Genomic DNA, 12,155 nt, shown 5'->3' on the forward strand with positions numbered 1-12,155 from the left:
CCATGTCCGCTGTTCTCGCCGAAGCCGGCACTTCTTCCGCCGCCTTGCACCTGCCCGAGCAGCACGTGCTGGCGGTCAACGACCTCACCGTGCGCTTCGCCACGTCCGAGCGCACGGTCGATGCCGTGCGCAATCTGTCCTTCCACGTCGAGCGCGGCGAGACGCTGGCCATAGTGGGCGAGTCGGGCTCGGGCAAGTCGGTCACCTCGCTGTCGGTGATGCGGCTGGTCGAATGGGGCGGCGGCCGCATCCCGAGCGGCACCATGGCCTTCCGCCGGCGCAACGGCGAGGTGCTGGACCTGGCGCGCGCCTCCAACGCAACGATGCGCGCCATCCGCGGTGCCGACATCGCGATGATCTTCCAGGAGCCGATGACCTCGCTCAACCCGGTGTTCACCGCCGGCGACCAGATCGCCGAGGCCGTGTCCATCCACCAGGGCAAGGACCGCACGGCAGCGCGTGCCGAGGCCCTGCGCATGCTGGAGCTGGTGCGCATTCCGGAGGCGCGCAGCGTGCTCTCGCGCTATCCGCACCAGCTCTCGGGCGGCATGCGCCAGCGGGTGATGATCGCCATGGCGCTGTCGTGCCGGCCTTCGCTGCTCATTGCCGACGAGCCGACCACCGCGCTGGACGTCACCATCCAGGCGCAGATCCTGCAGCTCATCCGCGAGCTGCAGCGCGAGATGCACATGGGCGTGGTCTTCATCACGCATGACATGGGCGTGGTGGCCGAGGTGGCCGACCGCGTGCTGGTGATGTACCGCGGCAACCAGGTCGAAGAGGCGCCGTCGGCGCAGATCTTCGCCCAGCCCCAGCACCCCTACACCAAGGCGCTGCTGTCCGCCGTCCCCCGGCTGGGCGCGATGCGCGGCACCGACCTGCCCGCCAAGTTCGAGCTGCTGCGCGTCGATGCGCCGGCGGGCGTCGAGGCCGCGCCGGTGGTCGACACGGTCCGGCGAGATGCGCCGCCCGTGCTTCGCGTGCAGGACCTGGTCACGCGTTTCCCGCTGCGCCAGGGCTTCTTCGGCCGCGTCACGCGCGAGGTGCACGCGGTGGAGAAGGTGAGCTTCGAGCTGCGCGCCGGCGAGACGCTGGCACTGGTGGGCGAATCGGGCTGCGGCAAGTCGACCACCGGTCGTTCGCTGCTGCGCCTGGTCGAGAGCCAGCGCGGCCGCATCGAGTTCGGCGGCCGCGAGATCCTGTCGCTGCCCGAGCGCGAGGTGCGCCATCTTCGCCGCGACATCCAGTTCATCTTCCAGGACCCCTTCGCCTCGCTCGACCCGCGGGTGACGGTGGGCTTCTCGATCATGGAGCCGCTGCTGGTGCATGGCGTGGCCGACGGCGAGAAGGCGCGCGAGCGGGTCCGCTGGCTGCTCGACAAGGTGGGCCTGCCGCCCGAGTATGCGCAGCGCTATCCGCACGAGTTCTCCGGGGGCCAGCGCCAGCGCATCGCGATTGCCCGCGCCCTCGCGCTCAACCCGAAAGTGGTGGTGGCGGACGAGTCGGTGTCGGCGCTGGACGTGTCGATCCAGGCGCAGATCGTCAACCTCATGCTGGACCTGCAGCGCGAGCTGGGGGTGGCCTTTCTCTTCATCTCGCACGACATGGCGGTGGTGGAGCGCATCAGCCATCGCGTCGCCGTGATGTACCTCGGGCAGATCGTCGAGATCGGGCCGCGCCGCGCCGTGTTCGAGAACCCGCAGCATGCCTACACGCGCCGGCTGATGGCCGCGGTGCCGGTGGCCGATCCGTCGCGCCGGCACCTGGAGCGCACGCTGCTGCAGGGCGAGATCCCCAGTGCCATCCATCCCGCGGGCTACGAGCCGGATCCGCCGCCGCTGGTGGAGGTGGGCCCGGGGCACTTCGTGGCACGGCATGCCATCGCGGGTGGCTTCTGATCTTTTCTTTTGTTCGACAACTCAATCACTCATTCATTCACTCACCGACCATTAGGAGTCATCTGCAATGAACAAGCGTCTTTCCCGAATCGCCGCGGCGCTCTCGCTGGCCGGCCTGGCCCTCTCGGCACACGCCGCCGGCAAGGACCTGGTGGTGGCGGTGCAGTCCAACTTCACCACCACCGATCCGTATGACGCCAACGACACGCTGTCGCAGGCGGTGGCCAAGTCCTTCTACCAGGGCCTGTACGGCTTCGACCACACCATGAAGATGGTGCCGGTGCTGGCCGACAGCTACACCGTCAGCAAGGACGGGCTGGTCTACACCTTCAAGCTCAAGAGCGGCATCAAGTTCCACGACGGCACCGACTTCAACGCGCAGGCGGTCAAGGCCAACTTCGACCGCGTCACCAACCCCGACAACAAGCTCAAGCGCTACAACCTCTACAAGAACATCGGCAAGACGGAAGCGGTCGACGCGACCACCGTGCGCTTCACGCTGAAGGAGCCCTTCTCGCCCTTCATCAACACGCTGGCGCACCCCTCGGCGGTGATCATCTCGCCGGCGGCGCTGGCCAAGTACGGCAGCAAGGGCATCGCGCAGAACCCGGTGGGCACCGGCCCGTTCAAGTTCGTCGAGTGGAAGAGCACCGACTACCTGAAGGTCGCCAAGTTCGACGGCTATTGGCGCAAGGGCTATCCGAAGATCGACAGCATCACCTGGCGTCCGGTGGTGGACAACAACACCCGCGCCGCGATGATGCAGACCAACGAGGCGCACTTCGCCTTCCCGATGCCACCCGAGGCCGCGCAGACGCTGATGAGCAAGCCCAGCCTCGAAGTGACCAGCGCACCGTCGATCATTCATCGCTACATCTCGATGAACGTGCAGCAAAAGCCCTTCGACAACCCGAAGGTGCGCGAGGCGATCAACTACGCGATCAACAAGGAAGCGCTGGCCAAGGTGGCGTTCTCGGGCTACGCGATCCCGGCCGAGGGCGTGGTGCCCAAGGGCGTGGAATACAACACCAAGCTGGGCCCCTGGCCGTATGACCCGAAGAAGGCGCGCGAGCTGCTCAAGGAAGCCGGCTATCCCAACGGCTTCGAGAGCCAGCTGTGGAGCGCCTACAACTACAGCACCGCGCAGAAGGTGATCCAGTTCGTGCAGCAGCAGCTCGCGCAGGTGGGCATCAAGGTGCAGGTGCAGGCGCTGGAAGCCGGCCAGCGCGTCGAGCGCGTCGAGAGCGCGCAGGACCCGGCCACCGCCCCGGTGCGCATGTACTACGTCGGCTGGTCGTCTTCCACCGGCGAGGCCGACTGGGCGCTGCGACCGCTGCTGGCCTCCGAGAGCTTCCCGCCCAAGCTGTTCAACACGGCCTACTACAAGAACGCGGAGGTCGACGCCGACATCGCCAAGGCACTCACCGTGACCGACGGCGCGCAGAAGGCCAAGCTCTATGCCGACGCGCAGCAGCGCATCTGGAAGGATGCGCCCTGGGCCTTCCTGGTGACCGAGCAGCTGCTGTCGGTGCGCGCCAAGAACCTGGCCGGCTTCTACGTGATTCCGGACGGCAGCTTCAACTTCGACGAAGCGGACCTGAAGTGATCCTGCGCGCGCACCGATCGCTGCCGTCTGCGCTGGAGCGCCTGGCATGACCCAGTACATCATCAAGCGGCTGCTGGGGCTTTTGCCCACGCTGCTGATCGTCGCCGTGCTGGTGTTCCTGTTCGTGCACATGCTGCCGGGCGACCCCGCGCGCCTGGCCGCCGGCCCGGACGCCGGTCCCGAGACGGTGGCGCTGGTGCGCCAGGAGCTGGGCCTGGACAAGCCGCTCCCGCAGCAGTTCCTGAACTTCTTCGGCAACATGCTGCAGGGCGACTTCGGCACTTCGCTGCGCTCGCGCCGGCCGGTGGCCACCGAGATCGCCGACCGGTTCATGCCCACCTTGATGCTGACCATCACCAGCATGGCGTGGGCCGTGCTGTTCGGCATGACCATCGGCATCGTCTCGGCCGTGTACCGCAACCAGTGGCCCGACCGCATCGGCATGACCCTGGCCGTGTCGGGCATCTCCTTCCCGGCCTTCGCGCTGGGCATGCTGCTGATGCAGCTGTTCTCGGTGCAGCTGGGCTGGCTGCCCACGGTGGGCGCCGACAGCTGGAAGCACTACATCCTGCCCTCGCTCACGCTGGGGGCGGCGGTGGCCGCGGTGATGGCGCGCTTCACCCGCGCCTCCTTCGTCGAGGTCATCCAGGAGGACTTCGTGCGCACCGCGCGCGCCAAGGGCGTGTCGGAGAAATGGGTGGTGCTCAAGCACTGCCTGCGCAACGCGCTGATCCCGGTGGTCACGATGATGGGGCTGCAGTTCGGCTTCCTGCTGGGCGGCTCCATCGTGGTGGAGGCCGTGTTCAACTGGCCGGGGCTGGGACGCCTGCTGGTGGAGGCGGTGGACATGCGCGACTACCCGGTGATCCAGACGCTGGTGCTGCTGTTCTCGCTCGAGTTCATCCTGATCAACCTGGTGGTGGACGTGCTGTACGGCCTCATCAATCCCACCATCCGCTACAGCTGAATCTTTTTTCCCGATGAACGACGAGACCCTTTCCGTGCAGGAGCCCGCGGCAGCGGCGGCCGAGAGCACCGCCGCCACCGCCGCATCTTCGCGCGTGCGCACGCCCTGGACCGAGTTCTGGCGCAAGTTCCGCATGCAGCACGTGGCGCTCGGGGCCGGCGTGTTCGTGCTGTTGCTGGTGCTGGTGGCCGTGCTGGCGCCGTGGATCACGCCCTACGACGCCGAGAACTTCTTCGACTACGACCGCATCAACACCGGCCCGTCGGCGGCGCACTGGTTCGGCGTCGATCCGCTGGGGCGCGACATCTTCAGCCGCATCCTGATGGGGGCGCGCGTGTCGCTTGCCGCCGGATTCCTCTCGGTGGTGCTGGGCGCCATCATCGGCACGGTGCTGGGCCTGCTGGCCGGCTACTACGGCGGCTGGTGGGACCGCATCGTGATGCGCATCTCCGACGTGCTCTTCGCCTTTCCCGGCATCCTGCTGGCCATCGGCGTGGTGGCCATCCTGGGCAGCAGCATGACCAACGTGGTGGTGGCGGTGTCGGTGTTCAGCGTGCCGGCCTTCGCGCGGCTGGTGCGCGGCAACACGCTGGTGCTGAAGAACCTCACCTACATCGAGGCCACCCGCAGCATCGGCGCGCGCGACCGGACCATCCTGCTGCGGCACATCCTGCCGGGCACCATCTCCTCCATCGTCGTGTACTTCACGATGCGCATCGGCACCTCGATCATCACGGCGGCCAGCCTCTCGTTCCTGGGCATGGGCGCGCAGCCGCCGACGCCTGAGTGGGGCGCCATGCTCAACGAGGCGCGCGCCGACATGGTCAACGCGCCGCACGTGGCGCTGTTCCCGGCCATCGCCATCTTCCTCACCGTGCTGGCCTTCAACCTGCTGGGCGACGGCCTGCGCGACGCGCTCGATCCGAAGATCGATCGGCTCTGATGCAAGCGCTGCCTCCGCGCATCGGCGCGCTGCCCTCGGGCCCGCGCGATGCCATCACCGATGTGGCCGGCGTCACCGTGGGCCACGCGACGCTCAGCGACGGCGCCGTGCAGACGGGCGTGACGGTGGTGCGTCCGCACGCCGGCGATGCTTACCTGAATCGCGTGCCGGCCGGTGTGGCGGTGATCAACGGCTTCGGCAAGAGCGTGGGCCTGGTGCAGGTGGAGGAACTGGGCGTGCTCGAAACACCCATCGCCCTCACCAACACCTTCTCTGTGCCGGCGGTGGCGGCGGCGCAGATCCGCCAGTGCGTGGCGGCGAATCCGGAGTGCGGGCGCGGCCTGCCCACGGTGAATCCGCTGGTCTTCGAGTGCAACGATGGCTATCTCAACGACATCCAGCGGATGGTGCTCGGCGAGGCCGACTACCAGGCCGCCTGCGCTGCGGCCAGCGAGTGGGTGGCGCAGGGCGCGGTGGGCGCGGGGCGCGGCATGTCCTGCTTCGGCCTCAAGGGTGGCATCGGCACGGCTTCACGGCGTGTCGAGGGCCAGGGCTTCACGGTCGGCGCGCTGGTGCTGGCGAACTTCGGGCTGTTGCCCAACCTGCTGCTGGCGGGCCGGCCGGTGGGGCGCGAACTGGCCGCCCGGCTCGCTGCGCAAGAGGCCGACGCCGCGCCCGAGAAGGGCTCGATCATCGTGCTGATCGCCACCGACGCGCCGCTCGATGCGCGCCAGTTGCGCAGGCTTGCGGTGCGCGCCGGCGTGGGCATCGGGCGCACCGGCTCGGTGTTCGGCCACGGCAGCGGCGACATCGCGCTGGCTTTTTCCACCGCCTACACGGTGCCGCTGTCTCCCGACGAACCCATGCCGCGCGTGGCGATGCTGCACGACGCGCGGCTCGACGGCTTCTTCCAGGCTGCAGCCGACAGCGTCGAGCAGGCCATCGTGCATGCGCTGTGGCATGCCGAGCCGGTGACCGGGCGCGATGGCCATGCCCGCGCCGCGCTGCGCGATCTGCTGCCCCACTCCTGAAAGCTCCCATGAAGATCCTGATTTCCGTCGACATCGAAGGCGTGGCCGGCGTCTACCACTCGCAGCAGGTGCGTGCAGGCAACCCCGAATACGAACGGGCCCGCCGCCTGATGACCGACGAGGCCAACGCCGCCATTGCCGGCGCCTTCGACGCGGGCGCCGACGAGGTGCTGGTGAACGACTCGCACGGCGACTTCCGCAACCTGCTGCCGGACGTGCTCGACGCGCGCGCGCAGGTCGTGCAGGGAAAACCGCGCTACCTGAGCATGGCGTCGGGCTGCGAGCTTGGCGTGGCCGGCATGTGCATGGTGGGCTACCACTCGCGCGCCGGCGGGCGCGGCATCCTCGCCCACACCATCAACAGCTTCGCCTTCGCCGGCATCGAGTTCAACGGCCAGCCGATGAGCGAGGCCAGCCTGTATGGCGCACTGGCCGGCGAACATGGCGTGCCGGTGCTCATGGGCAGCGGCGACGACGTGTTCATCGAGGAAAACCGCGCGCTGTTCCCGCATGCCGCCTTCGTGCAGACCAAGCGGGCGACGGGCCAGAACAGCGGCGTGTCGCTCTCGCCCAAGAAGGCCTGCGAGGCGATCCGCGCGGGCGTGGCCGAGGGAATCGGCCGGCGCGCCCAGGCCCGTCCGCTTCAGCTCACCACGCCGCTGGACGTGCTGCTGCGCACGCAGACACCGGCCCTGGCGGACCTGTTCTGCCAGTGGCCTGAATTCGAGCGGGTGGATGCGACCGCGCTGCGTTTTGGCGCGCGCACGGTCGAGGCGGCGGTGCGCATGCTCAATTGCTGCTCGGCCATGTCGGCCATGCTGCGCTGATGGCCGGGCGGCATGGCGCCGCCCAGGGGCTTCAGAGCCCCAGCATCAGCTTGAGGTTCTGCACCGCCGCGCCGCTGGCGCCCTTGCCCAGGTTGTCCAGCCGCGCGATGGCGACCGCGTGGCGATGGTCCTCGTTGGGAAACACGCGGATCTCGAGCACGTTGGTGTCGTTCAGGCCCAGTGCATCGAGCTTGCCGTCTTCGGTGGGCGGCAGCACCTTCACGAACTGCTCGGGCGTGTTGCTCTTGGCGTAGTGCGCCGCATAGGCGGCCTGCAGGTCGGCGGCCTTGGGCTTGCCCGGCAGCAGGTCCAGGTGCAGCGGCAGGTTCACCAGCATGCCCTGCTTGAAATTGCCCACCGAGGGAATGAACACCGGCCGCGTGGTCAGGCCCGTGTACTTCATGATCTCGGGAATGTGCTTGTGCTTCAGGCCCAGCGCATAGGTTTCGTAGGCCGGCGCGTTGCCGCTTTCGTAGGCCTCGATCATCGTACGGCCGCCGCCCGAATAGCCGCTCACCGAAGGCAGGCTCAAGGCATGGTCGGCCGGCACGATGCCGGCATCCACCAGCGGGCGCACCAGCGCGATGGCGCCGGTGGCGTAGCAGCCCGGGTTGCCCACGCGCGCCGCCGTGGCCACCGCCTTGGCATGGCCTTCCACAAGCTCAGGAAAGCCGAACACCCAGCCCGGCGCCACGCGGTGCGCGGTGGATGCGTCGATGATCTTGGGCTTCTTGCCCGGCAGCTGGTCGATGAGCGCCACCGACTCGCGCGCTGCGTCGTCATGCAGGCACAGCACCACCAGGTCGACGCCGGCCATGAGTTCTCGCTTGGCGTTCACGTCCTTGCGCAGCTCGGGCGCGATGCTCACGAGCTCGACTTCGCCGCGCATCTTTTCGAGGCGCTCGCGAATCTGAAGGCCGGTGGTGCCGGCTTCGCCGTCAATGAAGACCTTGGCCATGGCGTACTTTCGTGTGGAAGGGGCTACGTGATACCCGCAAACGGGCGCCCCGGGTTGGTGCACCGCAACATGATACAGTCAGCGGCTGTCCCCCGCCCACGCCTCATCTGGCTTAGTGGCCAGTGGACAACAGCGCCATACCAGGTCCCTGTCCAACCTCCCCGCCCAGAGAGATTTCCTCATGAAGATTCACGAGTACCAAGGCAAGGAAATTCTTGCCAAGTTCGGCGTGCCCGTTCCGCGCGGCATCCCGGCATTCACGGTTCAGGAGGCGGTCGAAGCCGCCCAGAAGCTCGGCGGCCCCGTGTGGGTCGTCAAGGCCCAGATCCACGCCGGTGGCCGAGGCAAGGGCGGCGGCGTGAAGGTTGCCAAGAGCATCGACCAGGTCAAGGAACTGGCTGGCCAGATCCTGGGCATGCAGCTCAAGACCCACCAGACCGGCCCCGAAGGCCAGAAGGTCCGCCGCCTGTACATCGAAGACGGCGCCGACATCAAGAACGAACTCTATGTGTCGCTGGTCACCGACCGCGCCACGCAGAAGGTCGCCGTGATCGCCTCGAGCGAAGGCGGCATGGACATCGAGGAAGTGGCCCACTCCACGCCCGAGAAGATCATCACCGAGATGATCGACCCGCTCACCGGCATCACCGCCGAGCAGAGCAAGAAGATCGCCACCGCCATCGGCCTGACCGGCGGCTCGGTGGACCAGGCCGTCGACCTGTTCGCCAAGCTCTACAAGTGCTACATGGACACGGACGCCTCGCTGGTCGAGATCAACCCGCTGAACTGCGACTCCAAGGGCAACCTGATCGCCCTGGACGCCAAGTTCAACTTCGACTCCAACGCCCTCTTCCGCCATCCTGAAATCGTCGCGCTGCGGGACCTCGACGAAGAAGATCCGGCCGAAGTGGAAGCCAGCAAGTTCGACCTGGCCTACATCAGCCTGGACGGCAACATCGGCTGCCTGGTGAACGGCGCCGGCCTGGCCATGGCCACCATGGACACCATCAAGCTGTTCGGCGGCGAGCCGGCCAACTTCCTCGACGTGGGCGGCGGCGCCACCCCCGAGAAGGTGACCGAAGCCTTCAAGATCATGCTGAAGAACAAGAACGTCCAGGGCATCCTGGTCAACATCTTCGGCGGCATCATGAAGTGCGACACCATCGCCACCGGCGTGATCGCAGCCTGCAAGGCGGTGAACCTGCAAGTGCCGCTGGTGGTGCGCATGAAGGGCACCAACGAAGAACTGGGCAAGAAGATGCTGGCCGAGTCGGGCCTGCCGATCATCAGCGCGGACACCATGGCGGAAGCGGCCCAGAAGGTCGTGGCGGCCGTCAAGTAAGGAACAGTCATGTCGATCTACATCAACAAAGACACCAAGGTCATCACGCAAGGCATCACTGGCAAGACCGGCCAGTTCCACACCGAGAAGTGCCAGGAATACGCGAACGGCAAGAACTGCTTCGTCGCGGGCGTGAACCCGAAGAAGGCGGGCGAGTCGATCTTCAACATCCCGATCTACGGCTCGGTGAAGGAAGCGGCCCAGCAGACCGGCGCCACCGTGTCGGTGATCTACGTGCCGCCGGCGGGCGCCGCCGCCGCCATCTGGGAAGCCGTCGAAGCCGACCTGGACATGGCCATCTGCATCACCGAAGGCATTCCGGTTCGCGACATGCTCGAAGTGCGCAACAAGATGAAGGCCAAGGAAGCCAAGGGCGGCAAGAAGACGCTGCTGCTGGGCCCCAACTGCCCCGGCCTGATCACGCCCGACGAGATCAAGATCGGCATCATGCCCGGCCACATCCACCGCAAGGGCCGCATCGGCGTGGTGTCCCGCTCGGGCACGCTCACGTACGAAGCCGTGGCTCAGCTCACCGAAATCGGCCTGGGCCAGTCCAGCGCCGTGGGCATTGGCGGCGACCCGATCAACGGCCTGAAGCACATCGACGTGATGAAGGCCTTCAACGATGATCCGGACACCGACGCCGTGATCATGATCGGCGAGATCGGCGGCCCCGACGAGGCCGACGCCGCCCGCTGGTGCAAGGACAACATGAAGAAGCCGATCGTGGGCTTCATCGCCGGCGTCACGGCGCCTCCCGGCAAGCGCATGGGCCATGCCGGCGCGCTGATCTCCGGCGGCGCCGACACGGCCGAGGCCAAGCTGGCCATCATGGAGGAATGCGGGTTCACCATCACCCGCAACTTCTCCGAATTGGGCAAACTCCTGAAGTCGCGCCTGTAATCAGGCCCGGCCTCCCCGCCTAGAAAAAGCGCTCGCACTGAAAGGTCCGGGCGCTTTTTCAATGTGAGCACCAACACAACAACAGACACCGTGCAGCTGCCCTGGGACTTCGTCGCGCTTTCCGATGCCGGGCGCGTGCGCGCCAACAACGAGGATGCCGTCGCATTCGACGCGCCCCTGGGGCTTGCGCTCCTGGCCGACGGCATGGGCGGCTACAACGGCGGCGAAGTGGCCAGCGGCATGGCCATTGCACTGCTGCAGGCCAGCATCGGCCGGTGGCTGGCGCATGCCGGCCCGCAGGCCAACAGCCGCGGCGTGCGGCGCGCCATGCAGGCCGGCGTGGACGAGGCCAACCTGGCCATCCTCGAGGCCGGCGAGGCCAACCCGCAGCTGCAGGGCATGGGCACGACGCTGGTGCTGGCGGTGTTCGGGCCGCAGAAGGTCGTGGTCGGCCATGTCGGCGATTCGCGCTGCTACCGCTTGCGCGGGCAGACGCTGGAACTGCTGACGCATGACCATTCGCTGCTGCAGGAACAGATCGACGCCGGGGTGCTCACGCCCGAGCAGGCCGCCCGTTCCCCGATCCGCAACCTGGTCACCCGCGCGGTGGGCATCGAGCGCCAGGTCCTGCTCGAAATGCACGAGTTCGACGCCGAACCGGGCGACCTTTACCTGCTGTGCTCGGACGGCCTGAGCGAGATGGTCTCCGACGAGGACCTTTTCACGGTTTTGTTACAAGACATCGAACTTTCTCAGAAAGCAACACTTTTGGTTGCAATTGCGAACGACAATGGCGGAAAGGACAACATTTCTGTTGTTCTTGCGCAAGCTGCGGGTATTTCACTGCCCGGGGGCGCAGAAGAGCGCGTTTAATCGGTTTCCTGCCGCCTTTTCTTGTCGCCGGGAAACAACAACAACAACTGTCTCGTAGGAGCGAGGAGCGGGGTCATGCCTAGATTGATCGTCTCGATTGATGGAGTCGTCATCAAGGAGGTGACGCTCGCCAAGGACCGCACCACCCTGGGTCGGCGGCCGTACAACGACATCGTCATCGACAATCTCGCCGTCAGCGGCGAACACGCCGTGCTGCACATGATCGGCGGCGATGTCTATATCGAAGACCTGCACAGCACCAACGGAACCTACGTCAACGCCACGGCCGTCAAGAAGCAGGCGCTGGAGCATCACGACCTCATCGAGGTCGGCAAGTACAAGATCCGCTACCTGGCTCGCGGCAGTTCCAGCGAGCCGGTAGATTCGTCGTATGCCGGCGAACCCCAGACCACCCCTTCGGGCAATGTGCCGCTCTCCGTCGCGCCCACGGCGCAGATGCCGCTGGCCGGCGCCAGCGGCGCCGCGGTGCTGCGCGTGCTCTCCGGTGCCGGCGCGGGCCGCGAAGTCTCCCTGCAGAAAGTGGTCACCACCATCGGCAAGCCCGGCGTTGCCGTGGCTGCGGTCACGCGACGGCTGCAGGGCTATGTGGTCGCGCCGGTCGACGGCGACACCCTGCTCAACGGCGAGCCCCTGGGGCGCGAGGCCGTGGCCCTGCAGGACGGCGACACGCTCGAGCTGGGCGGCACGCGCATGCAGTTCGTCTTCGGCTGACGGAAAGGCCGCATGACGGCCGTGCTGAGGCATTGGCCGCGCATCCTCATCACCCTGGTTCCGGTGGTGCTGATG

11 protein-coding genes are annotated in these 12,155 nt (G+C 67.0%); 10 read left to right on the top strand and 1 reads right to left on the bottom strand.

What is annotated here, in order from left to right:
• The first annotated feature begins 2 nt into the window (after positions 1 to 2).
• The 6 genes from VSO01S_RS07190 (at position 3) to VSO01S_RS07215 (ending at position 7,272) form a co-directional block, all read left to right on the top strand.
• Positions 3 to 1,898 (top strand): dipeptide ABC transporter ATP-binding protein, encoded by a 1,896-nt coding sequence (locus VSO01S_RS07190; RefSeq protein ID WP_068641116.1) that lies wholly within the window; start codon positions 3 to 5, stop codon positions 1,896 to 1,898.
• A gap of 67 nt (positions 1,899 to 1,965) precedes the next feature.
• Positions 1,966 to 3,504 (top strand): glutathione ABC transporter substrate-binding protein GsiB, encoded by a 1,539-nt coding sequence (gene gsiB, locus VSO01S_RS07195; RefSeq protein ID WP_068641117.1) that lies wholly within the window; start codon positions 1,966 to 1,968, stop codon positions 3,502 to 3,504.
• Positions 3,505 to 3,550: 46 nt separating this feature from the next.
• Complete coding sequence (gsiC, locus tag VSO01S_RS07200; RefSeq protein WP_068641118.1) at positions 3,551 to 4,471, top strand: glutathione ABC transporter permease GsiC; 921 nt, start codon at positions 3,551 to 3,553, stop codon at positions 4,469 to 4,471.
• A 13-nt stretch (positions 4,472 to 4,484) separates the two neighbouring features.
• The gene (gsiD, locus tag VSO01S_RS07205; RefSeq protein ID WP_068641119.1) at positions 4,485 to 5,414 is read left to right on the top strand and encodes a glutathione ABC transporter permease GsiD; all 930 of its coding nucleotides are present in this window, start codon (positions 4,485 to 4,487) and stop codon (positions 5,412 to 5,414) included.
• The gene (locus VSO01S_RS07210; RefSeq protein WP_068641120.1) at positions 5,414 to 6,445 is read left to right on the top strand and encodes a DmpA family aminopeptidase; all 1,032 of its coding nucleotides are present in this window, start codon (positions 5,414 to 5,416) and stop codon (positions 6,443 to 6,445) included. The genes gsiD and VSO01S_RS07210 overlap by 1 nt, the downstream gene beginning before the upstream one ends.
• A gap of 8 nt (positions 6,446 to 6,453) precedes the next feature.
• Complete coding sequence (locus tag VSO01S_RS07215; RefSeq protein ID WP_068641121.1) at positions 6,454 to 7,272, top strand: M55 family metallopeptidase; 819 nt, start codon at positions 6,454 to 6,456, stop codon at positions 7,270 to 7,272.
• A 31-nt stretch (positions 7,273 to 7,303) separates the two neighbouring features.
• On the opposite strand, the gene argC is transcribed toward VSO01S_RS07215, so the two are convergent.
• Positions 7,304 to 8,230: an N-acetyl-gamma-glutamyl-phosphate reductase gene (gene argC / locus VSO01S_RS07220; protein ID WP_068641122.1), complete on the bottom strand. Its 927-nt coding sequence runs from the start codon at positions 8,228 to 8,230 to the stop codon at positions 7,304 to 7,306.
• Positions 8,231 to 8,411: 181 nt separating this feature from the next.
• Between argC and sucC the strand changes: the two genes are divergently transcribed.
• The 4 genes from sucC (at position 8,412) to VSO01S_RS07240 (ending at position 12,080) form a co-directional block, all read left to right on the top strand.
• Positions 8,412 to 9,572, top strand: a complete 1,161-nt coding sequence (sucC, locus tag VSO01S_RS07225; RefSeq protein ID WP_068641123.1) for an ADP-forming succinate--CoA ligase subunit beta — start codon at positions 8,412 to 8,414, stop codon at positions 9,570 to 9,572.
• Positions 9,573 to 9,581: 9 nt separating this feature from the next.
• On the top strand, positions 9,582 to 10,475 hold the full coding sequence (gene sucD, locus VSO01S_RS07230) for a succinate--CoA ligase subunit alpha (protein ID WP_068641124.1): 894 nt from the start codon (positions 9,582 to 9,584) through the stop codon (positions 10,473 to 10,475).
• Positions 10,476 to 10,571: 96 nt separating this feature from the next.
• The gene (locus tag VSO01S_RS07235; RefSeq protein WP_084241732.1) at positions 10,572 to 11,348 is read left to right on the top strand and encodes a Stp1/IreP family PP2C-type Ser/Thr phosphatase; all 777 of its coding nucleotides are present in this window, start codon (positions 10,572 to 10,574) and stop codon (positions 11,346 to 11,348) included.
• Positions 11,349 to 11,423: 75 nt separating this feature from the next.
• Complete coding sequence (locus VSO01S_RS07240; protein ID WP_068641126.1) at positions 11,424 to 12,080, top strand: FHA domain-containing protein; 657 nt, start codon at positions 11,424 to 11,426, stop codon at positions 12,078 to 12,080.
• Positions 12,081 to 12,155 lie beyond the last annotated feature (75 nt).

This window comes from Variovorax soli NBRC 106424 (assembly GCF_001591385.1).
GTDB lineage: Bacteria > Pseudomonadota > Gammaproteobacteria > Burkholderiales > Burkholderiaceae_C > Variovorax > Variovorax soli.

Excerpts from the sequence above, each read along its gene's own strand:
- argC (WP_068641122.1), bottom strand. The coding sequence starts at position 8,230 with ATGGCCAAGGTCTTCATTGACGGCGAAGCCGGCACCACCGGCCTTCAG.
- sucC (WP_068641123.1), top strand. The coding sequence starts at position 8,412 with ATGAAGATTCACGAGTACCAAGGCAAGGAAATTCTTGCCAAGTTCGGC.
- gsiC (WP_068641118.1), top strand. The coding sequence starts at position 3,551 with ATGACCCAGTACATCATCAAGCGGCTGCTGGGGCTTTTGCCCACGCTG.
- VSO01S_RS07210 (WP_068641120.1), top strand. The coding sequence starts at position 5,414 with ATGCAAGCGCTGCCTCCGCGCATCGGCGCGCTGCCCTCGGGCCCGCGC.
- VSO01S_RS07190 (WP_068641116.1), top strand. The coding sequence starts at position 3 with ATGTCCGCTGTTCTCGCCGAAGCCGGCACTTCTTCCGCCGCCTTGCAC.
- sucD (WP_068641124.1), top strand. The coding sequence starts at position 9,582 with ATGTCGATCTACATCAACAAAGACACCAAGGTCATCACGCAAGGCATC.
- gsiB (WP_068641117.1), top strand. The coding sequence starts at position 1,966 with ATGAACAAGCGTCTTTCCCGAATCGCCGCGGCGCTCTCGCTGGCCGGC.
- gsiD (WP_068641119.1), top strand. The coding sequence starts at position 4,485 with ATGAACGACGAGACCCTTTCCGTGCAGGAGCCCGCGGCAGCGGCGGCC.
- VSO01S_RS07215 (WP_068641121.1), top strand. The coding sequence starts at position 6,454 with ATGAAGATCCTGATTTCCGTCGACATCGAAGGCGTGGCCGGCGTCTAC.
- VSO01S_RS07240 (WP_068641126.1), top strand. The coding sequence starts at position 11,424 with ATGCCTAGATTGATCGTCTCGATTGATGGAGTCGTCATCAAGGAGGTG.